We start from the raw sequence: 23044 nt of genomic DNA, 5'->3' as shown, positions 1-23044 counted from the left end.
TCGCGTGCCGCGGCCTCGAACCCCGGGGCGGCGGCCAGCGGTTTCGACAGCCGCCCGGCGGCCCACTCACGCGCCGCGTCCGGATCCGCCAGCACCGCGTGCAGCGTCTGCGCGACCTCCTGCCGCGCCTGCTGACCCAGCGGCGAACCGGCGTCCGAGGCGAGCGCGGCGGCCTTCCCCGCCAGCGCGTCGACGAGCTGGTGCTGCCGGTGCGAGAGGGTGCGCAACTCCCGGCCGTCGAGACGGCGATGGGCCCCACGCAGTTCCTCGCCGAGGCGCAGCAGCGGCGCGACCTGCTCGCCCTGTTCCCGTACCAGCAGATTGCTCGCCCACGCGGCCGCCGTGGGGCGCCGCAGCGACCGGATGTCCGCGGCCAACTCCCGCTGCCCGTCGGCGCGGGCGCGCCGCGCCCGCTCGTCACGGGCGGCGGTGAACTCCTGCGGCCGCAGCCCGTACAACTCGTCCGCCACCTCGTCCAGTTCCACGACCGCACACTCCCGTGACCGCTGCCGCGCCGGTACGCGCCACCGTCCGGGGCGGGGCGGCGACGGGGCCGTGACCGCTATGGCCGCTTCGGCACCGATGACGTCCATGACGCCCGTGACGGCTTTGCCGGTCCGCGTCTTCATTGCACCGCCGTGCCGGGGCGGTGTCCACCGGAGATCTCCCAAGAAGGGCCCCCGAGCAGGCACGGGAATGACAAAGGTCCTATCGAAGACCCGCCGGTCTCGTTCTACGATCGCCGGATGGCCCTTCGCCTCACCCTGCTGGCATCCAGCCGCAGCTCGTCAGTGCTCGACGTGCGGTTCGGAGACAGCCGCTCGCTCGACGCCGCCGGATGGCACGAGGTGCAGGCGGCCGGACCGAAGCTCTCCCATCTGGCCGCCGCCGAGCTGCGCTACTGCTCGCCGTCCGTGCGCTGCCGCGAGACCGCCCACTCCCTGGGCCTCGCGCCGCTCGCCCAACCGGCGCTGCGGGACTGCGACATGGGCCGCTGGAACGGCTACACCCTGCGGGAGGTCGCCGCGCGTGAGCCGCAGGCCGTACAGGGGTGGCTGGCGGACCCGCGCTCCGCGCCGCACGGCGGCGAGTCCATGGTCAACTTCATCCAGCGGATCGGCGGCTGGCTCGACACCCGCCCCGCGAACGACGGCAGTTGGATGGTCGCGGTGACCGAGCCCGCCGTGATGCGGGCCGCCGTGTGCTACGTCCTCAAGGCGCCGCCGCAGGCCTACTGGCACATCGACGCCCAGCCGCTCGCCGTCGTCACGCTCTCCGGACGGGCCGGGGAGTGGAGCCTCAGCCTGGAGAGCTGACGGGCCACGGCGGGCAGTCGTGCCCCGGGGCGAGTACGGGCGGCGAGGCCGGATCCGGCGGGCACGGGAAGCGCGCGGGTGCCATCCCGACGTCCTCGGCGCAGCTCGTCTCGCCGCACTCGCACGCGAAGGGCCACTGCTGCGTCCCGGGATCCGGCGGTGCCCAGGGCCGGGCGAAGAACTGCTGATGCTGTACGACGACGGCCCGGTTCCCGTGCCGCAGCAGCGCGCGGCGCTCCGGCGCCGACGCCGCCTTCGGTCCCTCGGCGAGGGCGTCCGCGAAGACCTGCTCCACGGCGGCCGCGGTCTCCTCGGGGCTCTGCGTCCCGTCGAGGGTCAGCGTGCGGACGCCGTACGACGCGACCTCGTCCTCGATCTCCGTGAGCAGCCGCCGGTAGAGCCGGAAGGCGCCGTCCTCCGGTGACATCCCGCGCCGCAGCAGCCGGTCGCGCTGCACGGCCGGAGTGGGCAGCAGCCACAGCGCGCGGTCGACGGCGGGGACGGCGGCGGCGACGGCGGCGGGCGTGACGGGTGTGCCCTCGGCGATCGTCAGGGGGCCGGGCGGAAGAGCGCGTACGTCGTCCGCGATCATCGCACCGCGCTCACGGTGCAGGGACATCGCCAGCAGCTCCTCGTCCGTGCCCGTCCAGCGCTCCGTACGGGAGAGCGACTCCCAGCGGACGGCACCGGGGTGCCCCTCCGCGAGCGCGCGGTCGCGGTGCTCCCAGGTGTGCGCGTCGGCGCTGTACCAGCGCAGCCCGTGCCGCCGCGCGAGCAGCCGGGCCACGGTCGTCTTGCCCGCCCCGGGCGCCCCGCCCAGCCACAGCACCGGCGGTCCGGCATCCATCGCGCTTCCTCCCCCTGCTGCGTTCTTCTGCGTCCTGCTGCGTTCTTCTGCGTTCCTGCGTTCGCACGCTGCCGCGGGTACGGCCGCGCCCGCAGGGCCTCAACGCACCGTACGGCGCGGGGACTTACGGCGTCAGGACGGGCCGAGGACGCAGAACCGATTGCCCTCCGGGTCGGCCAGACACGTCCAGGGGACCTCGCCCTGGCCGAGGTCGAGGTCGGTGGCGCCGAGCGCCCGCAGCCGGGACACCTCCGCCGCCTTGTCGTCGCCGGGGTACGGCAGCAGATCGAGGTGGACGCGGTCCGGCACGCTCTTCCTGTCGGGTGTGCGGAGGAACTCGAGGTACGGTCCGGTGCCCTCGGCGGAGCGGAACACCGCGTGTTCGCCGGTCACTTCGTGCAAGCTCCAGTCCGTCGCCTCGTCCCAGAACCGGGCCAGGGCCCGCGGATCCGCGCAGTCGACCACCACCGCGGCGACCGGTCCGGTGTCCCGGTAGGACTCCCGTGGCTCCAGGACGCAGAACTCGTTGCCCTCGGGGTCGGCGAGCACCGTCCAGGGCACCGCGCCCTGACCGACATGGGCGGGCCTCGCCCCGAGCGACCGGAGGCGTTTTACCAACTCCGCCTGGTGGGCCGCCGAGTCGGTGGCGAGATCGAGGTGCATGCGGTTCTTCGCCGGCGTCTTGCCTTCCGGTACGGGGACGACGTCGATGCCCAGCCCGGCCGGCTCCGGCCAGACCGAGCCGCCTGCGGGTCCGGTGTAGGTGGTCACGCCCGGGCTGTGGGCGGGCCAGCCGAGGGCCTCCGCCCAGAAGCGGCCGACCGCCGCATGGTCGAGGGCCTTGATGTTCACCTGCACCGGTCGCAGCGCCATACCGGCGATCCTATGCACCCGCGTCGGGTCGGCTTGGCGCTGCCGAGTCGGCGATCACTGCGCCGACCTGGGGGACCTGGGGTTCTTGCGCTGGTTGGCGAGGAAGCGCGCCTTCTTCTCGCGGTTTCCGCAGGTGTTCATGTCGCACCATCTGCGGGTGCGGCTTCGGCTGGTGTCGAAGAAGGCGGCTTGGCACGTCGGTGAGGCGCACAAGGCCAGCCTTCCGTCTCGTTCGCCCGCGATGATGCCGATCGCGTCGGCGGCGATCACGCCGAGGGCGTCCTCCACGCGGGAGGCCGAGCCGAGCCGCCATTGCCGCTCGCCCTCGGGCGTCAGGAACGCAGCGGCCCGGCCCTGGGCGCTGCGGTCGTTGATGACGTGGACGGCAGACGCCGGGAGAGCGTCGTGGAGCGCGGCCGCTGTCGCGGCGAGATGGATCGACTCCCTCAGCTCCCGGGCGAGTTCGAGCTGTGCAGTGGTGCAGGAGTCCACGTCGAGACCGTTCACCGCCAGCCAGTCGACGAGTCGCTGCGGCGTGGGGATGCGCTCCACGGCGTTGCCGAGACGCTCCGACAGCGTCCCCGTGAAGCTCGTCGCCAGCACGCTGCCGAGGCGGAAGTCAGGGAACTCAGCGGGCATGGAACCACCATAGCCGGTTGCCGCCCGGCGCGAAGACCGGTAGAACCGTCTTAGCCGGTTCTACGTGAGGTCGTAGCCGGTCCCACATGGCCAGGAGGTCCCATGTCCCGTCCCGCCAGCGACGTGCAAGCATTCGAAGCCCGCGCGACCGATGCCGATCTCGAGGATCTGCGGGCGCGGCTGGCCGCGGCGCGGCTGCCGGAGGCCGAGACGGTCCATCGCGCCGAGCCCGGCCCTCGCCGGTGGGCACAGGGCGTTCCGCTCGCCGACCTCGCCGGTCTCGTGGACTACTGGCGCACCGGATACGACTGGCGGTCGTTCGAGGCGCGCCTCCACCGGATCGGCCAGTTCCGTACGACCGTCGACGGTCTGGGAATCCACTTCCTGCACCGCCGGTCCGCGCGCGCGGACGCCGTTCCCCTGGTCCTGACGCACGGCTGGCCGGGCAGCGTCGCCGAATTCGTCGACGTGGTGGAGGAGTTGGCGGATCCGGACGACGCAGAGGCGCCGGCCTTCCATGTCGTGGCCCCGTCGCTCCCGGGCTTCGGTTACAGCGACAAGCCGGACACCGCCGGGTGGGGAACGGAGAAGATCGCGGCCGCATGGGTCGAGCTGATGGGGCGGCTCGGCTACGGCACGTTCACGGCCCACGGCGGCGATTGGGGAGGGAACATCACGACGGTTCTGGGCGGCCGGTTCCCGGAGCACGTTCTCGGCATCCACACGACGTTCGCGGAGGGACCGCCCGGATTGACGACGGACGGGCTGACGGCGGCCGAGCGCGAATGGACCGAGCAGACCCGGGACTTCTGGCACCACCGTGCCGCGTACGCGAAGCAGCAGGCGACCCGGCCGCAGACCGTCGGCTACTCGCTCGTCGACTCACCGGTCGGGCTTCTCGCCTGGATCCTCGACAAGTTCGCCGAGTGGTCGGACACCGAGGACAGTCCGTTCGAGGCGATTTCCCGAGACCGCGTTCTCGACGACGTCACCCTGTACTGGCTGACGCGGACCGGCGCATCGGCGGCCCGCATCTACTGGGAAAGCCACAACTCGCTCGACCCCGGACTCCGGGTCGACGTCCCGACGGCGATCACCATGTATCCGCGCGACATCGAGAAGTGCCCGCGCCCCTGGGCGCAGGAGCGGTACCGGCAGATCGTCCGATGGAGGTCGCCCGACGTCGGGGGGCATTTTCCGTCGCTGGAGGTTCCCGGGCATTTCGTCAGAGATCTGCGGGAGGGCCTCGCGGCGGTGCTGGCCGCCGCCCGGTGAACCCCGCTCCGTGAACCCTGCCCGGTGACTCCTGCTCGGTGACTCCGGCCCGACGACCCGGCGCTCGATGAGCGGGGCTCGTCAGGGAGCTGCCGGCCCATCGTCGTCGCTTTGCATAAAAGTGCTGCTCTGCGTATAGTCATGCTGGCGACGAGGAGGGACGATGGCACTACGAGCAGCGGTCGCGGGGGCGAGCGGTTACGCGGGCGGGGAGATTCTGCGCCTGCTGGCCGGGCACCCCGAGGTCGAGCCCGGCGCGCTCACCGCGGGGTCCAACGCGGGCAGCCGTCTCGGCTCGCTCCAGCCCCATCTTGGGCCGTACGCGGACCGCGTGCTGGAGGAGACCACCGTCGCGGCACTGTCCGGGCACGACGTCGTCTTTCTCGCGCTGCCGCACGGCCAGTCCGCCGCGCTCGCACGGGAGTTGGGCGAGGACGTGCTCGTGGTCGACTGCGGCGCGGACTTCCGGCTCTCCGACCCGCAGGCGTGGGAGCGCTTCTACGGCAGCCCGCACGCCGGCACCTGGCCCTACGGCCTTCCCGAACTGCCCGGGGCCCGCGCCGCGTTGGTGGGGTCCAAACGCATCGCGGTCCCGGGTTGCTATCCCACGGCGGTCTCCCTTGCGCTCGTACCGGCCTACGCGGCCGGGCTGGCCGAACCGGAGGCGGTGGTCGTCGCGGCGACCGGCACCTCCGGCGCGGGCAAGGCGCTCAAGCCGCATCTGCTCGGCAGCGAGGTGATGGGCTCGATGAGCCCGTACGGTGTCGGCGGCGTGCACCGGCACACACCGGAGATGGTGCAGAACCTCTCGGCGGCGGCCGGTGAGCACGTCAGCGTCTCCTTCACACCGACCCTCGCGCCCATGCCCCGCGGCATCCTCGCCACGTGCAGCGCCCGCGCGCGCCCGGGCACGACGGCGCAGCAGGTGCGGGCGGCGTACGAAAAGGCCTACCAGGACGAGCAGTTCGTGACGCTGCTGCCCGAGGGGGAGTGGCCGTCCACGGGGTCGGTGTACGGATCCAACAGCGTCCGGATGCAGTTCGCCCTCGACCGGGACGCCGGCCGGATCGTCGTCGTCGGCGCCGTCGACAACCTCACCAAGGGCACCGCGGGCGGCGCGGTGCAGAGCATGAACATCGCCCTCGGGCTCCCCGAAGGGCTCGGGCTGCCCGCCGCCGGGACGGCGCCGTGACCGTCCGTACCCCGACGACCGCAGCCGAAGCCGCCGCGGCCGACGTGCCCGTCGCGGCGGGCCCAGTGAACGGAGAAGCACAGTGAGCGTGACAGCGGCGAAGGGATTCCGGGCGGCGGGCGTCGCGGCCGGGATCAAGGACAGCGGCGGACCGGACCTGGCGCTCGTCGTCAACGACGGACCGCGCCGCGCGGCGGCTGGCGTCTTCACCGCCAACCGCGTCAAGGCCGCCCCGGTGCTCTGGTCGCAGCAGGTGCTGCGGGGCGGCCGGGTCTCCTCCGTCGTCCTCAACTCCGGTGGCGCCAACGCCTGTACGGGTCCGCTGGGCTTCCAGGACACCCACGCCACGGCGGAGGAGGCCGCCTCCGCGCTCGGCCACGGCGCCGCCGAGGTCGCCGTCTGCTCGACGGGCCTGATCGGTACCCGCCTCCCGATGGACAAGCTGCTGCCGGGAGTCGGGGCCGCCGCGGAGCGGCTCTCGGAGTACGGGGGCGAGAAGGCCGCCCTCGCGATCAAGACCACCGACACGGTGCACAAGACGTCCGTGGCGCGGGGCGAGGGAGGCTGGACGGTCGGCGGCATGGCCAAGGGCGCGGGCATGCTCGCGCCGTCGCTCGCCACCATGCTCGTCGTCCTCACCACGGACGCCGACGTGGACGCCGCGGGGCTCGACGCCGCGCTGCGCGAGGCGTCCCGTACGACCTTCGACCGCATCGACTCCGACGGCTGTCTGTCCACCAACGACACGGTGCTGCTGCTCGCCTCCGGGTCGAGTGAAGTCGCCCCGGAGCAGGGGGAGTTCACCGAGGCTGTACGGACGGTCTGCGACGACCTCGCCCAGCAGCTCATCCATGACGCGGAGGGCGCCTCGAAGGACATCCGCATCGAGGTCGTGAACGCCGCGGACGAGGGGGACGCCGTCGAGGTCGGCCGCTCGATCGCCCGCAACAATCTGCTCAAGTGCGCGGTGCACGGCGAGGATCCGAACTGGGGGCGGGTGCTCTCGGCGATCGGCACCACCGGCGCGGCCTTCGAGCCGGACCGGCTCAACGTCGCCGTCAACGGCGTATGGGTGTGCCAGAACGGCTCCGTCGGCGAGGACCGCGACAAGGTCGACATGCGCTTCCGCGAGGTGCGCATCACCGCCGATCTGGCCGAGGGCTCCGCGTCCGCCGTCATCTGGACCAACGATCTGACAGCCGACTACGTCCACGAGAACAGCGCGTACAGCTCATGAACGAACGGTTCACCGACGCTCCGTCCGACCCTTCGTCCGACGAGGTGTCCAACTCCCCGTCCAACTCCCCGTCCAACGACCCGCTCAACTCCGCGACGGCGGGCGGCACTTCGGCGCCGCCGGCGTCGTCGCCCTCGTCGGTCCCGCCGGGGCATCCCACCCGGCGGCACACCGCCCTCCCCAAGGCGCGGACGCTCATCGAGGCGCTGCCCTGGCTCACGCGGCACAACGGCAAGACCGTCGTCATCAAGTTCGGCGGCAACGCCATGGTCGACGAGGAGTTGAAGGCCGCGTTCGCCCAGGACGTCGTCTTCCTCCGCCAGGCCGGTCTGCGTCCCGTCGTCGTACACGGCGGCGGCCCGCAGATCAGCGCCCAACTGGCGCGGCTGGGGCTGGAGTCGGAGTTCACGGCGGGTCTGCGCGTGACCACTCCGGAGACGATGGACGTCGTACGGATGGTCCTCGCGGGCCAGGTGCAGCGCGAACTGGTCAACCTGCTCAACCGGCACGGACCGCTCGCCGTCGGCATGACCGGCGAGGACGCGCACATCATGGCCGCGACCAAACGTTACGCCCAAGTCGACGGCGAGACCGTCGACTTGGGCCGCGTCGGGGAGATCGACAGCATCGAGACCGGAGCGGTCCGCGCGCTGCTGGACGACGGCCGCATCCCCGTCATCTCCTCGATCGCACGCAGCGCCGACCCGTCCGAGGACACCGGCGTCTACAACGTCAACGCCGACACCGCGGCCGCCGCGCTCGCCGCCGCCCTCGGAGCCGAGACGCTGATGGTGCTCACCGACGTCGAGGGTCTGTACGCGGACTGGCCGGACAGCGACGAGGTCGTCAGCGAACTGACCGCCGCCGAACTGGAGACGCTGCTCCCGGAGTTGGCGAGCGGCATGGTCCCGAAGATGGAGGGCTGTCTGCACGCCGTACGCAACGGAGTGCGCACCGCGCGCGTCCTGGACGGCCGCGTACCGCACTCGATCCTGCTGGAGATCTTCACCGACGAGGGCATCGGCACCATGGTCGTCCCGGACAAGCGCGAGGGGGAGCCCACGCCATGACCACCACGCACGGACGCGACGGGGCGGAGCCCCCGCAGGAGCAGAGCGGGACGGAGGCCACCGGCCCCGACCCCACCGGCCCCGACATGGCCGCCGAGGCCCCCGCCCCCGAGGCACCGGCCGAGAAGCCGGGCGCCGCACCGGCCGCCGCCCCCGCAGACGGCGCACCCGCCGCCCGCGTCCCCTCCGCCCGCTCCGCTGCCGCTCCCGGCGGCGCCAACTCCGCGCTCACCGCCCGCTGGTGCTCGTCCATGACCGACAACTACGGCACCCCGCGCATCCCCCTGACCCACGGTCAGGGCAGCACCCTGTGGGACGCGCAGGGCAGGGCCTACACGGACTTCACCGGCGGCATCGCCGTCAACGCGCTGGGCACCGCCCACGACGCGGTCGTCCGCGCCGTCTCCGACCAGATCGCCACGCTCGGCCACGTCTCGAACCTCTTCATCGCCGAACCGCCCGTCGAACTCGCCGAGCGGCTGCTGGAGTTGGCGGGCCGTCCGGGCCGCGTCTACTTCTGCAACTCCGGCGCCGAGGCGATCGAGGCGGCGGTCAAGGCCGGCCGGCGTACGGGCCGTACGCACATGGTCGCCACCGAGGGCGGCTTCCACGGCCGCACCATGGGCGCGCTCGCGCTGACCGGACAGCCCGCGAAGCAGGCGCCGTTCGAGCCGCTGCCCGGCGACGTCACACATGTGCCCTACGGCGACACCGAGGCGCTGCGGGCGGCCGTCACCACCGACACGGCGCTCTTCGTCGTCGAACCGGTGCAGGGCGAGAACGGTGTCGTCGTACCCCCCGAGGGCTATCTCGCCGCGGCCCGCGAGATCACCCGCGCCACCGGAACGCTGCTCGTCGTCGACGAGATCCAGACAGGTGTGGGGCGTACCGGCCACTGGTTCGCCTGCCAGGCGCAGGGCGTGAAACCCGACGTCATCACCCTTGCCAAGGGTCTGGGCGGCGGACTCCCGCTGGGCGCGGCCCTGTTCTTCGACGAGGCCGCGGAGCTGCTGACCCCGGGTCAGCACGGCTCCACTTTCGGCGGCAATCCGGTCGCGTGCGCCGCTGCGCTGGCGGTGCTGCGCACCCTCGCCGAGGAGGAACTGCCCGCGCGCGCGAGGCGGTTGGGCGACCGCCTCCGTGACGGGATCTGGTCGATCGGACATCCGCTCGTCGAGCAGGTCCGCGGCGCGGGACTGCTGCTGGGTATCGTGCTCACCGAGCCCGTCGCACCGGAAGTGCAACAAGCGGCTCAGGACACGGGGTTCCTGGTCAATGCGGTCGCGCCGGATGTCGTACGGCTCGCTCCGCCGCTGATCGTGACCGACGGCGAGGTGGACGCTCTCGTCGGGGCTCTCCCCGCGATCCTGGACGCGGTGGACGGCGGGAAGAAGAGCTGATGAGCCGAAGGGGACCGGGCCGATGACCGAGGGGTACGCGCAGGAGCAGCAGTTGGGGGGCTACGGAGGCCAGGCCGTACCGCAGACCCGTACGGCACGGCACCGCAGGATCGTCGACATCCTCAACCGGCAGCCGGTGCGCTCCCAGAGCCAGCTCGCCAAGCTCCTCGCCGACGACGGACTCTCCGTCACACAGGCCACCCTCTCGCGCGACCTCGACGAACTGGGCGCGGTGAAGATCCGCAACACCGGCGGCGAGCTGATCTACGCGGTGCCCGGCGAGGGCGGCGACCGTACGCCGAAGGCCCCGCTGGGGGAGTCGGCGAGCGAGGCCCGCATGGCCCGGCTCGCCGGCGAACTCCTCATCTCCGCCGAGGCGTCGGCGAATCTGGTGGTCCTGCGCACGCCCCCGGGCGCGGCCCAGTTCCTCGCCTCCGCCATCGACCAGGCGGGCATCCACGACATCATCGGCACCATCGCCGGGGACGACACCCTGCTGCTCATCAGCCGCGCCCCCGACGGCGGGCAGGCCCTCGCCGGCCATCTGCTGAACCTGGCGCAGAAGGAGCACTGAGCCGGCCCGCGCCGCGCGGAGCGTCCGCCGCTGTCCCACCCTGGAGACATGACACAGACGAAGCATGTGCGGGTACGGCGCGTCTACGACAAGGCCAGCCCCCGGCAGGACGGGCTGCGGGTGCTCGTCGACGGGGTGTGGCCGCGCGGCATGAAGAAGGAGGACGCGCGGCTGGACGAGTGGGTCCGGCAGATCGCGCCCTCGACCGGGCTGCGCAAGTGGTACGGGCACGATCCGGAACGCTTCGGGGAGTTCGCCGAGCGCTACCGTGCCGAACTCGCCGAGCCCGAGAAGCACGAATATCTGGACCGGCTCCGCTCGCATGTGGACGGCGGCACGGTGACGCTGCTGACCGCCGTGAAGGAGGAGCAGCTCGACTACAGCCATGTCGCGGTGCTCCGCGAGGAGCTCGGCGGCTGACCGCATCCTCCCGGCCGGGCGTTCCCCCGTCCGTTCCCCTCCGTCCGTTCTCCCTCCTCCCCGACCCGCCCCTCCGCCTCTGACCTGCTGCTTTGACGAGACATACGGGGGAGTGCATACTTATGCCCATCAGCGTATGCACTGTAAGGAGAACCCCGTGACTGAGCGCGTCGTACTCGCCTACTCCGGCGGCCTTGACACCTCCGTCTGCATCGGCTGGATCGCCGAGGAGACCGGGGCCGAGGTCGTCGCCGTCGCCGTCGATGTCGGCCAGGGAGGCGAGGACCTGGACGTGATCCGCAAGCGCGCTCTCGCCTGTGGCGCCGTCGAGGCCGAAGTGGCGGACGCCAAGGAGGAGTTCGCCGACGAGTACTGCCTCCCGGCGATCAAGGCCAACGCGCTCTACATGGACCGCTACCCCCTGGTCTCGGCCCTCTCCCGGCCCACCATCGTCAAGCACCTCGTGGCCGCCGCGCACAAGCACGGCGCCTCCACCGTCGCCCACGGCTGCACCGGCAAGGGCAACGACCAGGTCCGCTTCGAGGCGGGCATCTCCTCCCTCGCCCCCGACCTCAAGTGCATCGCCCCCGTACGGGACTACGCGATGACCCGGGACAAGGCGATCGCCTTCTGCGAGGAGAAGGGCCTGCCCATCGCGACGAGCAAGAAGTCGCCGTACTCCATCGACCAGAACGTCTTCGGCCGGGCCGTCGAGACCGGCTTCCTGGAGGACATCTGGAACGCGCCGATCGAGGACGTCTACGAGTACACCGAGAACCCGGCCACCCCGCGGGAGGCCGACGAGGTCGTCGTCACCTTCGAGAAGGGCGTCCCCGTCGCCCTCGACGGCAGGCCCGTGACCGTCCTCCAGGCGATCCAGCAGCTCAACGACCGGGCGGGCGCCCAGGGAGTCGGCCGGATCGACATGGTCGAGGACCGGCTCGTGGGCATCAAGTCCCGCGAGGTGTACGAGTCGCCGGGCGGCATCGCGCTCATCACCGCGCACCAGGAGCTGGAGAACGTCACCGTCGAACGCGAACTGGCCCGCTACAAGCGGCAGGTGGAGCAGCGGTGGGCCGAACTCGTCTACGACGGCCTGTGGTTCTCCCCGCTCAAGCGCGCCCTGGACGGCTTCATCGACGAGGCCAGCGAGCACGTCAGCGGCGACATCCGGATGACGCTGCACGGCGGCCGGGCCGTCGTCACGGGACGGCGCTCCCAGCAGTCCCTGTACGACTTCAACCTCGCGACGTACGACAGCGGCGACACCTTCGACCAGTCGATGTCCAAGGGCTTCATCGAGCTGTTCGGCATGTCCAGCAAGATCGCCGCGAAGCGGGACCTGGCCCAGTAGTCTTCGTCCAACCCGGCCCACCGCCAGGGCCGTTCACAGCCACACCCTGGCCGCCTCCCCGCCGCACCCGGCGGGGAGGCGGTCTGCGCCACGCGCACCACCGAGCACGACCCAGCACCGCCGGGCGCCCGCGAGCGCCGAGAAGCACCGAGGAGAACACCCCCATGACCGGGAACGAAGCGCCGCGGACCGATGCCGGGGCCCCAGGGGCAGGCCAGGACGTACGGCTGTGGGGCGGGCGCTTCGCCGACGGTCCCTCCGAGGCGCTGGAGAAGCTCTCCGCGTCCGTGCACTTCGACTGGCGCCTCGCCCCGTACGACATCGCCGGCTCGCGCGCGCACGCCCGTGTGCTGCACAAGGCCGGACTGCTGACCGCCGACGAACTGACGCGGATGACCGACGGGCTCGACCAGCTCGAACGGGACGTCGCCGACGGCTCGTTCACCGGCACCGTCGCCGACGAGGACGTGCACACCGCGCTGGAGCGCGGCCTGCTGGAGCGCCTCGGCCCCGACCTGGGCGGCAAGCTGCGCGCGGGCCGCTCCCGCAACGACCAGGTCGCCACGCTCTTCCGGATGTATCTGCGCGACCACGCCCGCATCCTCGGCGGCCTCCTCGCCGAGCTGCAGGAAGCGCTCGTCGGCCTCGCCGAGGCCCACCCCGACGTGGCGATGCCCGGCCGTACGCACCTCCAGCACGCCCAGCCCGTGCTCTTCGCCCACCACGTCCTCGCCCACGCCCAGGCCCTCTCCCGGGACGCCGAGCGGCTGCGCCAGTGGGACGCGCGCACCGCCGTCTCCCCGTACGGCTCCGGCGCGCTGGCCGGGTCCTCGCTCGGCCTGGACCCGGAGGCGGTCGCCGCCGACCTGGGCTTCGAGCACGGCTCGTCCGCGAACTCGATCGACGGGACGGCCTCGCGGGACTTCGTCGCCGAGTTCGCCTTCATCACGGCGATGACGGCGGTCGACATCTCGAAGATCGCCGAGGAGATCATCCTCTGGAACACCAAGGAGTTCTCCTTCGTCACCCTCCACGACGCCTTCTCCACGGGCTCGTCGATCATGCCGCAGAAGAAGAACCCGGACATCGCCGAGCTGGCGCGGGGCAAGTCCGGGCGGCTGATCGGCAACCTCACGGGGCTGCTGGCCACGCTCAAGGCCCTGCCCCTCGCGTACAACCGCGACCTCCAGGAGGACAAGGAGCCCGTCTTCGACTCCTGCGACCAGCTCGAAATGCTGCTGCCCGCCTTCACGGGGATGCTCGCGACGCTCACCGTGCACCGCGAACGCCTCGCGGAGCTGGCGCCCGCGGGCTTCTCGCTGGCCACGGACATCGCCGAGTGGCTGGTGCGCGAGGGCGTCCCCTTCCGGGTGGCGCACGAGGTCGCGGGCGAGTGCGTACGGGTCTGCGAGCGCGAGGGCATCGAGCTGGACGAGCTCACGGACGAGCAGTTCGCGGCGATCTCCCCGCACCTCGGGCCGCGGGTACGCGAGGTCCTGACCGTCCCCGGAGCCCTCGCCTCCCGCGACGGACGCGGCGGCACGGCGCCCTCGGCGGTGGCCCGCCAGCTCGCCGAGGTACGCGAGGACCTCGGCGCGCAGCACGCCTGGGCCGCCGACCGGCGCTGACCGGGGCCGACCAGGGCTGACCGGCGCTGACCGGGGCCGACGCGGCTCACGCGTAGCCGTCTCGCGTACGGGCACCCGAGGGGCCTCCGATACGAAGCGAGGCGAGACCTGATGATCGGATCTGTGCGTCACCGGCCGGACGAGACGAACCACAGCACGGTCGCCGAGCTGACCAAGCAGGCTTCGCAGCAGCTCAGCGACGTGGTGCGCAGCGAGATGCGTCTCGCGCAGGCCGAGATGAAGGAGAAGGGCAAGCACGCCGGCTTCGGCGGCGGCATGTTCGGCGGGGCCGCGATCATGGGGCTGCTGGCCCTGTGGGCGATGGTCTTCGCCGCGATCGCCGGCATATCCGTGGCGCTTCCCGTATGGGCGGCGGCCCTGATCGTGGCCGGCGGGCTGCTGCTGACGGCCGCCGTGCTGGCCCTGGTGGGGAAGCGTGAGCTGGGCTCGGCCGGGCCGGCGAAACCCGAGAGGACCATCGACAGCGTCAAGGCCGATGTCGATGCGATCAGGGAAGGAGCCCAGCGATGACGCGCAAGTCCGGCACCGCCCCCGACAGCCGGCAGCTCAGGGCCGAGGTGGAGCAGGCCCGCGAGGAGCTGGCCGACACCGTCGCGGAGCTGGCGGGCAAGGCGGACGTCAAGGCGCATGCGCGGGAGATGGCCGCGCACGCCAAGTCCAAGGCCCTCTTCGAGGCCAACGAGGCCAAGGCCCGTGTGCAGCACACGGCGGAGGAGGCCGCGAACCGCGGCTTCACGCGGCCCGGCCCGGCCATCGCCGCCGTGGGCGGACTCGGCGCCGCGGCGCTGGTGATCTACCTCGTGCTGCACCGGCAGCAGTTCTCGGGCCGCGGCCACTGGACGCACCGCAGGCACGGCGCCCTCGGAAAGCTCGGCGCCAAGCGGAAGTCCGGGATGTGCGGAAGGAGGTGAGCGGTGTGGTCAAAGCGCTCTACAAGCCCTTCGCGATCCTCTCCGGCCTGCTCGGCGGCATGATCGCCAGCGCGCTCTTCAGCAAGGTCTGGAAGGCGGTCGCGCACGAGGACGACGTTCCGGACGCCTCCGACGAGGAGCGCGCCTGGAAGCAGATCCTCCCGGCCGTCGCGCTCAAGGGCGCGCTCGCGGCCGTGGTCAAGGCCGTCATCCACCGCAGCGGCGCCACCGGCGTCCGCGGTCTGACGGGGACCTGGCCGGCCTGACGTCACGGGTGTACGGACCGGACGGCACAACGGGCCGTGCCGGTACGGCACTTCGTGCGTGACGGCGCTACGGAGCAGGGGAGCCGGCGAAGGCGCCGGAGCCGCGGCAGGCGGCCCGGCGCCCCTTCATGCGTGGACGGCGACGCTCGGCCACGGACCCTGCGGCCCGCCGCCCCGCCCGCTACGCCGCCCGGTGCGGCCCGCCCTCGCCCTGCCCGTCGTCGCGACCCTCCTCGCCGTCCCGGGAGCCGGGCCACTTACGGGTGTCGCGCGGCGTCACATACGGCTCCTCGCCGCTGGGGTGTCCGCCGCTGACGGCGCGCTGCCGCGCCAGTTCCGCGTCGAACTCCAGGCCCAGCAGGACGGCCAGATTGGTGATCCACAGCCAGACCAGGAAGATGATGACGCCCGCCAGCGTCCCGTACGTCTTGTTGTACGAGCTGAAGTTGGCCACGTATACCGCGAAGCCCGCCGAGGCGGCCAGCCAGATCAGCACCGCCAGCGCGCTGCCCGGCGTGACCCAGCGCAGTCCGCGTCCCTTCACGTTCGGCGCCGCCCAGTACAGCAGCGCGATCATCAGCGCGACCAGGAGCAGCAGCACCGGCCACTTCGCGTAGTTCCAGACGGTCAGCGCCGTACCGCCCAGGCCCAGCGCGTCCGAGGCCCGGCGGGCGAGCGGGCCGGTGAAGACGACGAGCAGCGTGCCGACGGCGAGAACGAGCATCAGCAGCAGCGTCAGCCCGAGCCGCAGAGGCGTCGTCTTCCATACGGGACGGCCCTCCGGCAGGTCGTAGACCACGTTGGCCGTACGCATGAACGCCGCCACGTAGTTGGACGCCGACCACAGCGCGCCGAGCAGCCCCACGACGGCCAGGACGCTGCCGGTGCTGCTGCTGCCCTCCAGGTTCCGCACGGCGTGGGTGAGGACGTCGCGGACCGAGCCGGGCGCGAACTTCGCGACGTTTCCGAGGATCGCGTCGATCGAGCCCTTGCCGAGGATGCCGAGCACGGAGACGAGCACCAGCAGCGCCGGGAAGATCGAGAGGACCGCGTAGTACGTGAGCGCCGCGGCGCGGTCGCTCAGCTCGTCGTCCGTGAACTCCCGTACCGTGCGCCGCAGCACGGCCTTCCAGGACCGCCCGCCCAGTGCGGTGGGACTGTCCGCGGCGGCCCGTTCCGTCTCGGGGCGCGGTCCGCGCCCGGGGCCGTTCTCACCTGTTTCCGGCATGCCGCGCGGGTGCACCGCGCGGCCGCCGCCCAATCCGCGCCGGGGCCACGTCACCCGGACCGTCACCCGGCCGGGGCCGCCCGGCGTGCGTCAGGCCGCCTTCGCCTTCGTCGCGTAGATGTCGACGTACTCCTGGCCGGACAGGCACATGACCTCGCTCATCACCTCGTCCGTCACGGCGCGCAGGACGTAGCGGTCGCGGTCCATGCCCTCGTACCGGGTGAAGTCCAGCGGGTCGCCGAAGCGCACCCCGATGCGCCTGCCGGGTGCCGGGCGCGGAATGCCCTTGCCGTCCGGCTGGATCTCGCGCGTCCCGATCATCGCGAACGGCACCACGGGGGCGCCGGTCATCAGCGCGAGCCGGGCGATGCCCGTACGGCCCCGGTAGAGGCGGCCGTCGGGGGAGCGGGTGCCCTCCGGGTAGATGCCGAAGACCTGGCCCTCGTCGAGGATGCGGCGGCCCGTCATCAGCGCAGCGACACCGCCCCGGCCGCCGTCGCGGTCGACCGGGATCATGCCGACGCCGGTGAAGAACCACGCCATGAGGCGGCCCTTGAGGGTGCGGCCCGTCACGTACTCGTCCTTGCCGATGAAGAACACCTGACGCCGGGTGACCAGCGGCAGCACCATCGAGTCGATGAACGTGAGGTGGTTGCCGGCGAGAATCACCGGGCCGTGCGCGGGAATCCGCTCAGCCCCTTCCACCTGCGGGCGCAACAGCAGCCGCAGCAGCGGGCCGAGCAGTGCCTTGATCAGACGGAAACGGGACAACGGTTCCTCCGGTCGGTGTCGTCGTGCGCGGACCCGCGCAGGTGAGGACGATACTTGCCGCCGCAGGCGGCGCGCACACCGGGGTCATGGGACCGATACACGGAGTTGACACGGAATAACGTCTCTTCGCCGTCTCCCGACCGCCGTGCCCGAGTGCGTCGGAGTGTCATCTTGGCCGTGTTTCCCGCATGTTCGGCGCTACGCCTCCCTCCCGTACGCGGGCCCGACCTACGATCAGCCAGTCGTACGCAGGAACCGTCCGCGTTCAGGCGTACGGAACACACGTGCAACGGAGCTGAGGAGAGCCCATGGGACAGGAGCAGCAGCCGGGTCGGAGACTCGTGCTCGGAGCGGCCGTACTGGGCGCGGCAGGCGCGGCCACGGTCGGTACGGGCGGGAGCGCGCTCGCGGAGGAACGCAGCGGGGGACGCGGGAAGGACCGGCACGGCGGCAAGGGGCTGCCCGTCCCCGCGGTGATCGGGCACCGCGGCGCCAGCGGCTACCGGCCGGAGCACACCTTCGGCTCGTACCAACTCGCCCTGGAGATGGGCGCGGACGTGATCGAGCAGGACGTGGTGCCCACCAAGGACGGACATCTGGTCTGCCGTCACGAGAACGACATCACGGCCACCACGGACGTCGCCGACCACCCGGAGTTCGCGGGCCGCAAGACGACGAAGACGGTCGACGGGCAGAAGCTGACGGGATGGTTCACCGAGGACTTCACCCTCGCCGAGCTGCGCACGCTGCGCGCGAAGGAGCGCATCCCGGAGAACCGCCAGCGCAACACCCTCTACGACGGGCGCTGGGAGGTGCCGGTCTTCGAGGACGTCCTGAAGTGGGCGCAGAAGGAGGGCAAGCGGCGCGGCCGTCCCGTGTGGCTGCACATCGAGACCAAGCACCCCACCTACTTCCGCAAGCTCGGCATGGAGCTGGAGCCGCGGCTGGCGAAGCTGCTGCGCAAGTACGGGCGGCACCGCGCCGACTCCCCGAACTTCGTGCAGTCCTTCGAGCCCGGCAGCATCCGGAAGCTGAAGACGCTGGTGGACTGCCCCGGCGTCTGTCTGCTGGACGCACCCGACTCCCAGCCCTGGGACTTCGTGGAGGCCGGCGACCCGCGGACGGTGGCCGACCTGGTCACGCCGGAGGGGCTGAAGTGGATGGCACGCTTCGCCGACGGCATCGGCCCGCTGGTCGATCTCGTCATCCCGAAGAAGGACGACGGCAGCCTCGGCGAGCCGACCACGCTCGTACGGGACGCGCACGCGCAGGGGCTGATCCTGCACCCGTACACGATGCGGAACGAGAACACCTTCCTGCCCACCGAGTTCCGGCGGGGTTCGGACCCGAACGCCTACGGTGACGCGTTCGGGGCGTTCAGCGCGTACTTCCGTACGGGCATCGACGGGATCTTCTCCGACAACGCCGACACGGCGCTGCTCGCGGCGGAGGACTTCCGGGCGGGCTGACCCGGCTCCGGCAGAGCCGGGCGGCAGCGGCGTCACACGTCACTCGGTGGGGTGGCATCGCCGCCGCCCGGCAACGGCCGGAGGTGCGCGGGGCGTTGCGGCCTGCATGAACCACCGCTCCGGCAGCACTTTCCGTGCCGCGACCGATCCCCGTACCGCCGCCGGTCTCCCCGCAGGCCATAACTCCGGCACCCGCCACCGCGCGGGTGCCGGCGGCGTGTGGCCGGAGCTGCCGGAGCTGCCGGAACTAATGGCCGCCGAGTGCGCCGCGGAGGCGGCGGCCTCGGGCGAGGACCCGGAGGAGCTCCAACAGGCCGTATGGCTGCGCTGGTTGGAGTCAAGCCCCGGTACGGACAGTGAGGCGCGGGCGGCGGGCCGTCCGGCGCAGTCCGTACCGGCCGTCACTTCCGTACCGTCCGTCCAGGCCGTGCCGTCCGCGCGCTGGGTGCGCAGCGCCGTACGCGCCGAGTCGCGCCGGGCACGGCGCCGCCGCAACCGCGAGGCACCGCTGCCGGAGGCCGGATTCGCGCAGGAGCCGTCCGCGGAGGCGGTGGTGCTGGCCGCCGAGCGGTGGCGGCTGCTCGCCGAGGCGGTCGCCGGGCTGCCCGGTCCGTGCCCCGAGGTGCTGCGGACGCTCTTCTCCGGCAGAGACCTCACCTACGCCGAAGCAGCAGGTGAGTTGGGAATGTCACAGGGCAGCCTGGGGCCGGTTCGTTCCCGATGTCTGGGTTGCCTGCGCACAATGCTCGCGGCGTCGGATTGCGGGACGTGAACTCGGGGGAATGCTGCGGACAGCAATCGGCGTCACCAGGGCGGACAGAGTCCGGGCGCGCGGCCACCCCTCGAACACCGGCCCGCGCCCGGACGCACCATGATCAGGGGAGGCAGGCGCACATGGGCATGAGTGTGACCATCTCTGCGGCGGTCGAAGGCGACGCCGAGCACATCCTCAAGCTGCAGTACCTGTGCTTCCAGAGCGAAGCGGAGGCGTACGGCGACTACGCCATCGCTCCGCTCACCCAGACCCTCGACGCGCTGCGCGCCGAAATGGCCGCCGGCTGCGTGCTGGTGGCCCGGCTCGGCGAGGAGGTCGTCGGCTCCGTGCGGGGCTCGGTCGACCCCGACGGCACCGCCCGCATCGACCGGCTCTGCGTACACCCGCGCCTTCAGCGGCACGGCCTCGGCGGGCGTCTGCTGGCCGCCATCGAGGAACGGCTGGCACGGGAGCGGGACGCCAAGCGCTACCACCTCGTCACCGGGCACCGCAGCGGCAATCTGCGGCTGTACCGGAAGTGCGGCTACACCGCGTCCGGCACCGGCACCGGCACCGAGCGGGACCGGAAGGTGAGGCTGACGGCGATGACGAAGGACGTCGGGACGGCGGCGGGCGGCGCGACGGCCGTCGGCGTCGGCGCCTGACGGGGTTCAGCCCGCGCCGGCCCGTCCCAGCGGTCCCAGCGGTCCCAACTGTCCCGCCGGTTCCGTCCGTTCAGCTCGTCCGGCCGGGCTCGCCGGTACGGGAGCGCCGCAGCCAGATCAGGCCCGTGACCGGCAGGACGACCGGGATGAAGAGATAGCCCATGCCGTAGTCCGACCACACGGTCGCGTCGGGGAAGGCGGAGGGTTCCACCAGCGTCCAGGTGCCCACCGCCAGCACCCCCAGCAACTCCACGCAGCAGCAGCCGAACGCCGCCCTGCGCGCCCGCTCCCCGCCCCGTACGAGGGACAGCGTGATGAACGCGTAGACGAGCGCGGCCACGGCCGAGAGCACATAGGCCAGGGGCGCCTCGTCGAAGCGGGTGGTGAGCTGGACGATCGAGCGGGAGGCGGCGCCGACGGTGAAGATGCCGTAGAGCGTGACGAGCAGCGTGCCGGGTCCCTTGCCGATGCCTGCGCGCCGCGCGGGCTCGCCCCGCTCCTGCGGGCCGCCGCCCGGCCGCTGTGGCTCCTGCGAATTCTGTGGTTCCTGCGGGTCCTGTGACCGCTGTGGTTCAGGCGCCACCCGGACCGCCCCCTCCCCAGATCTCGTGCAGCCGCGCCTGGAGCACCGCCAGCACCAGCGCCCCGGCGGCGACGGTCAGCGAGCCCCAACGCGTCCGTTCCGTCAGCGAGATCAGGCCCACCACCGGGATGCAGGCGGCGACGGCGGCGAGATACGCGACGAAGATGGCCGTGCCCTCCGCCGCTTCGCCGCCCGTGGCCAGCCGGACGATGCCGACGACGAGTTGGGCGAGGCCGAGGAGCGCCACCACGGCCATGCCGATGAAGTGCCAGTCCTTGGTGGGCTGATCGCGGTAGGCGGCCCAGCCGCACCACGCGGCCAGCGCGATCGCGGCCACGGCGAGGGCGACGGTGAGCGGCGTGAACACGGTCCGCAGTCTAGAAGGGGCGCCGCGGGACTCCTCGCGCGGGACCGTCCCGTACCGGTCCGTGCCGCAGCGGCCCGGCGACCGTACGGGGTGATCCGCAGGGAACCGGCGCCGTTCGATGTCGCCCCGGCCTGATCCACTTCCGGGGCGAAGGGTCCAACTCCTGCCCGCAGCAGGCAATTCGGAGAAGCGAAACACAACGGTCCGATTCCCCGGCCGCCCTCCGCGCCCGTCCGCCGCCCGCCGCGGGCCTGCACGGAAGCCCCGAACGGGACCCGGCGCAGGTCCCCGTATCGACAAGTCGTTACGCCGCGCCGCGTCCAGCCTGCGAAGGGCGTCCCGGGCACTGCGCGCACCGCGCCCGATGCTGCATGCTGTGCACTGCGGCAATCGTCTGGTGCACCCCAGGACCCCTGTCGGCGGTCCTCCCAGAACGGCCGGCAGACCCCGCGGTGGTCTTCTGGGGAGTGACACCCCAGCCCCTCGATCCGTATGGAGCGGCGCATGACTTCGACCTTTCCGGACGTCTCGATCAGCACGGACCGCCTCGTGCTGCGCCCGTTCGAGGAAGCGGACGTGCCCTCGCTCACCGAGATGATGCGCGACGAACTGGTGGCGGCCTGGACGACCGTCCCCGTGCCCTACCGGGACGCCGACGCACGGGAGTTCATCCTGCGGCGCGCCCCCGCGGTACGGACCGAGGGCGAGGGCATCGTCTTCGCCGTCACCGAACTGCTCACGCAGCGCCTCGTCGGCCTCGTCCAGCTCGGCCACACCGACTGGCGCATCCTCGCCGCCGAGGCCGGGTACGTCACCGCACCCTGGGCGCGCGGCGAGGGCTACGCCTCGGAGTCGGTGCTCGCCGTGGCCCAATGGCTCTTCCGCGACCAGAAGTTCGAGCGGATGGAGCTGCGTACGGCGGCCGACAACACCGCCGCGCAGCAGGTCGCCCAGAAGCTCGGGTGCATCAGCGAGGGCGTGCTGCGCAACGCCTGGATAGCGCGCACCCGTACCGAGGACGGCGGTTGGGCGGAGATCCGCACCGATCTGCTCGTGTGGAGCCTGCTGCCCGAGGACCTCGAAGGCATCCCCGAACAGCTCGCCGACACCGGCGGTTACGCCTCCTACCCGGACTGGCTGCACTCGCCGCACTGACGCGTCCGCGCGGGGCGCTCGTCCCGCGGGTTCCGCGAGTTCCGCGAACCGCTCGAACCGCGCGAAGTCCGTGGTGAGAGACGCCTTCCGCAGGGCCGATTCCCTCGTAGCCGCCCATGTCGGAACCGCCGTCCCGGAACCGTCCGCACCCGGCATCCGGCTCCCGCCGCCGCGGAGGTAGGCTCGACGAGCCCCCACCTGCGACGAGCCCCAGGAGAGCAGCGCGATGGCCGACCGCGTCACCGTGATCGGGTGGGACGGGTCGCCGCTGTCCGGTCCCGCCCGCTCCGCCCTCGGTGCGGCCACGCTCGTCGCGGGAGCCGCACACCACCTCCAGATGCCCGAAGTGCCGCCGCGCGCCGAGCAGATCAGGCTCGGCAGCGTCTCCCTCGCCGCGGGCCGCATCGCCCGCCACCGCGGCAGCGCCGTCGTCTTCGCGGACGGCGACCCGGGCTTCTTCGGCGTCGTACGGACGCTGCGGGCGCCCGAACACGGCCTGGAGGTCGAGGTGGTCCCGGCCGTCTCCGCCATGGCCTCGGCCTTCGCCCGCGCCGGAATGCCGTGGGACGACGCCCAGTTGGTGGTCGCCAACTCCCGTACGCTGCGCCACGCCGTCAACGTCTGCCGCGCCCACACCAAGGTCGGCGTGCTCACCTCGCCGGGCGCCGGACCCGCCGAACTCGCCCTGCTGCTGGGCCCGGTGCACCGTACGTTCGTCATCTGCGAGGCGCTGGGCACGGAGCACGAGGAAGTCACCGTCCTCACCTCCGACAAGGTCGCCGACCACAGTTGGCGGGACCCCAACGTCGTGATCGTGGCGGGCGGTTCGACCGGACCGGCCGAGCCGCACCCCGGGCAGGGCGCCGCGTCCGGCGGTCCGGCCGGCGGGCACGGCAGCGGCTGGCTGGCGGCGCACGGCACCGACTACCCGCCGACGGTGCGGGGTTGGGCGCTGCCCGCCGGGCTCTACGCGGAGGACGAGCCGGGGCAGGGCGCACAGCCGTACGGGATCGCCCAGACCCACGCCCA

The 23044-nt window shown here is 72.3% G+C and carries 25 protein-coding genes and 1 pseudogene; 18 read left to right on the top strand and 8 right to left on the bottom strand.

Annotated elements, in window-relative coordinates:
* Positions 1–629: pseudogene (locus AN218_RS07470) on the bottom strand (hypothetical protein); the annotation flags it as partial.
* Between the two features lie 117 nt (positions 630–746).
* Between AN218_RS07470 and AN218_RS07465 the strand changes: the two are divergent.
* Positions 747–1316: a histidine phosphatase family protein gene (locus tag AN218_RS07465; protein ID WP_070015969.1), complete on the top strand. Its 570-nt coding sequence runs from the start codon at positions 747–749 to the stop codon at positions 1314–1316.
* Here AN218_RS07465 and AN218_RS07460 read toward each other — a convergent pair.
* The 3 genes from AN218_RS07460 to AN218_RS07450 form a co-directional block, all read right to left on the bottom strand.
* The gene (locus AN218_RS07460; protein ID WP_070015968.1) at positions 1300–2163 is read right to left on the bottom strand and encodes a hypothetical protein; all 864 of its coding nucleotides are present in this window, start codon (positions 2161–2163) and stop codon (positions 1300–1302) included. The genes AN218_RS07465 and AN218_RS07460 overlap by 17 nt on opposite strands.
* Before the next feature lie 132 nt (positions 2164–2295).
* Positions 2296–3036 carry a VOC family protein gene (locus AN218_RS07455; RefSeq protein WP_070015967.1) on the bottom strand — a complete coding sequence of 247 codons (741 nt, stop codon included), beginning with the start codon at positions 3034–3036 and terminating at the stop codon, positions 2296–2298.
* A gap of 54 nt (positions 3037–3090) precedes the next feature.
* Complete coding sequence (locus tag AN218_RS07450; RefSeq protein ID WP_070015966.1) at positions 3091–3675, bottom strand: CGNR zinc finger domain-containing protein; 585 nt, start codon at positions 3673–3675, stop codon at positions 3091–3093.
* Positions 3676–3777: 102 nt separating this feature from the next.
* Here AN218_RS07450 and AN218_RS07445 point away from each other — a divergent pair, with 102 nt between their 5' ends.
* The 12 genes from AN218_RS07445 to AN218_RS07390 all read left to right on the top strand — a co-directional run bounded on the left by AN218_RS07445 (position 3778) and on the right by AN218_RS07390 (position 15023).
* Entirely contained in the window at positions 3778–4950 is a 1173-nt protein-coding gene (locus tag AN218_RS07445; protein WP_070015965.1) for an epoxide hydrolase family protein, read from the top strand.
* Between the two features lie 163 nt (positions 4951–5113).
* Complete coding sequence (gene argC / locus AN218_RS07440) at positions 5114–6142, top strand: N-acetyl-gamma-glutamyl-phosphate reductase (RefSeq protein ID WP_070015964.1); 1029 nt, start codon at positions 5114–5116, stop codon at positions 6140–6142.
* Between the two features lie 82 nt (positions 6143–6224).
* Positions 6225–7379, top strand: a complete 1155-nt coding sequence (argJ, locus tag AN218_RS07435) for a bifunctional glutamate N-acetyltransferase/amino-acid acetyltransferase ArgJ (RefSeq protein WP_070015963.1) — start codon at positions 6225–6227, stop codon at positions 7377–7379.
* A complete protein-coding gene (argB, locus tag AN218_RS07430) occupies positions 7376–8449 on the top strand; it encodes an acetylglutamate kinase (RefSeq protein ID WP_244900331.1) in 1074 nt (357 codons plus the stop codon). Before argJ ends, argB begins: the two co-directional genes overlap by 4 nt.
* Positions 8450–8700: 251 nt before the next feature.
* A complete protein-coding gene (locus AN218_RS07425) occupies positions 8701–9849 on the top strand; it encodes an acetylornithine transaminase (protein ID WP_070015975.1) in 1149 nt (382 codons plus the stop codon).
* Between the two features lie 22 nt (positions 9850–9871).
* Positions 9872–10423: an arginine repressor gene (locus tag AN218_RS07420; RefSeq protein WP_070015962.1), complete on the top strand. Its 552-nt coding sequence runs from the start codon at positions 9872–9874 to the stop codon at positions 10421–10423.
* Positions 10424–10471: 48 nt separating this feature from the next.
* A complete protein-coding gene (locus AN218_RS07415; RefSeq protein ID WP_070015961.1) occupies positions 10472–10843 on the top strand; it encodes a DUF488 domain-containing protein in 372 nt (123 codons plus the stop codon).
* A 157-nt stretch (positions 10844–11000) separates the two neighbouring features.
* Positions 11001–12197: an argininosuccinate synthase gene (locus tag AN218_RS07410; RefSeq protein WP_070015960.1), complete on the top strand. Its 1197-nt coding sequence runs from the start codon at positions 11001–11003 to the stop codon at positions 12195–12197.
* A 164-nt stretch (positions 12198–12361) separates the two neighbouring features.
* Entirely contained in the window at positions 12362–13825 is a 1464-nt protein-coding gene (argH, locus tag AN218_RS07405; protein WP_070015959.1) for an argininosuccinate lyase, read from the top strand.
* Between the two features lie 111 nt (positions 13826–13936).
* Positions 13937–14356: a phage holin family protein gene (locus tag AN218_RS07400; RefSeq protein ID WP_070015958.1), complete on the top strand. Its 420-nt coding sequence runs from the start codon at positions 13937–13939 to the stop codon at positions 14354–14356.
* Positions 14353–14757: a DUF3618 domain-containing protein gene (locus AN218_RS07395; protein ID WP_070015957.1), complete on the top strand. Its 405-nt coding sequence runs from the start codon at positions 14353–14355 to the stop codon at positions 14755–14757. The genes AN218_RS07400 and AN218_RS07395 overlap by 4 nt, the downstream gene beginning before the upstream one ends.
* 5 nt (positions 14758–14762) lie before the next feature.
* Positions 14763–15023: a DUF4235 domain-containing protein gene (locus tag AN218_RS07390; protein WP_079131906.1), complete on the top strand. Its 261-nt coding sequence runs from the start codon at positions 14763–14765 to the stop codon at positions 15021–15023.
* A 181-nt stretch (positions 15024–15204) separates the two neighbouring features.
* Here the strand turns inward: AN218_RS07390 and AN218_RS07385 are convergent, their stop codons facing one another.
* Both AN218_RS07385 and AN218_RS07380 read right to left on the bottom strand, forming a co-directional pair.
* Positions 15205–16251 (bottom strand): YihY/virulence factor BrkB family protein, encoded by a 1047-nt coding sequence (locus tag AN218_RS07385; protein ID WP_070015973.1) that lies wholly within the window; start codon positions 16249–16251, stop codon positions 15205–15207.
* Positions 16252–16341: 90 nt separating this feature from the next.
* Entirely contained in the window at positions 16342–17022 is a 681-nt protein-coding gene (locus AN218_RS07380; RefSeq protein WP_070015956.1) for a lysophospholipid acyltransferase family protein, read from the bottom strand.
* A gap of 308 nt (positions 17023–17330) precedes the next feature.
* Here AN218_RS07380 and AN218_RS07375 point away from each other — a divergent pair, with 308 nt between their 5' ends.
* From AN218_RS07375 to AN218_RS07365, 3 genes are all read left to right on the top strand, one after another.
* Positions 17331–18491: a glycerophosphodiester phosphodiesterase gene (locus tag AN218_RS07375; RefSeq protein ID WP_070015955.1), complete on the top strand. Its 1161-nt coding sequence runs from the start codon at positions 17331–17333 to the stop codon at positions 18489–18491.
* Between the two features lie 250 nt (positions 18492–18741).
* On the top strand, positions 18742–19263 hold the full coding sequence (locus tag AN218_RS07370; RefSeq protein WP_070015972.1) for a sigma-70 RNA polymerase sigma factor region 4 domain-containing protein: 522 nt from the start codon (positions 18742–18744) through the stop codon (positions 19261–19263).
* 122 nt (positions 19264–19385) lie between these two features.
* A complete protein-coding gene (locus AN218_RS07365; protein ID WP_070015954.1) occupies positions 19386–19910 on the top strand; it encodes a GNAT family N-acetyltransferase in 525 nt (174 codons plus the stop codon).
* 70 nt (positions 19911–19980) lie between these two features.
* Here AN218_RS07365 and AN218_RS07360 read toward each other — a convergent pair whose 3' ends face one another.
* Positions 19981–20379: a hypothetical protein gene (locus AN218_RS07360; protein ID WP_070015971.1), complete on the bottom strand. Its 399-nt coding sequence runs from the start codon at positions 20377–20379 to the stop codon at positions 19981–19983.
* Positions 20380–20482: 103 nt separating this feature from the next.
* Positions 20483–20860 (bottom strand): hypothetical protein, encoded by a 378-nt coding sequence (locus tag AN218_RS07355; RefSeq protein ID WP_070015953.1) that lies wholly within the window; start codon positions 20858–20860, stop codon positions 20483–20485.
* Positions 20861–21364: 504 nt separating this feature from the next.
* Here AN218_RS07355 and AN218_RS07350 point away from each other — a divergent pair.
* Complete coding sequence (locus AN218_RS07350) at positions 21365–22015, top strand: GNAT family N-acetyltransferase (RefSeq protein ID WP_070015970.1); 651 nt, start codon at positions 21365–21367, stop codon at positions 22013–22015.
* A 226-nt stretch (positions 22016–22241) separates the two neighbouring features.
* Positions 22242–23044 (top strand): precorrin-6y C5,15-methyltransferase (decarboxylating) subunit CbiE (gene cbiE, locus AN218_RS07345; protein WP_070015952.1); only part of this gene is annotated, 803 nt, incomplete at its 3' end.

Source organism: Streptomyces nanshensis, assembly GCF_001751255.1.
GTDB classification, from domain to species: Bacteria; Actinomycetota; Actinomycetes; order Streptomycetales; family Streptomycetaceae; genus Streptomyces; species Streptomyces nanshensis_A.
This window is presented reverse-complemented; position numbering and strand designations above follow the sequence as displayed.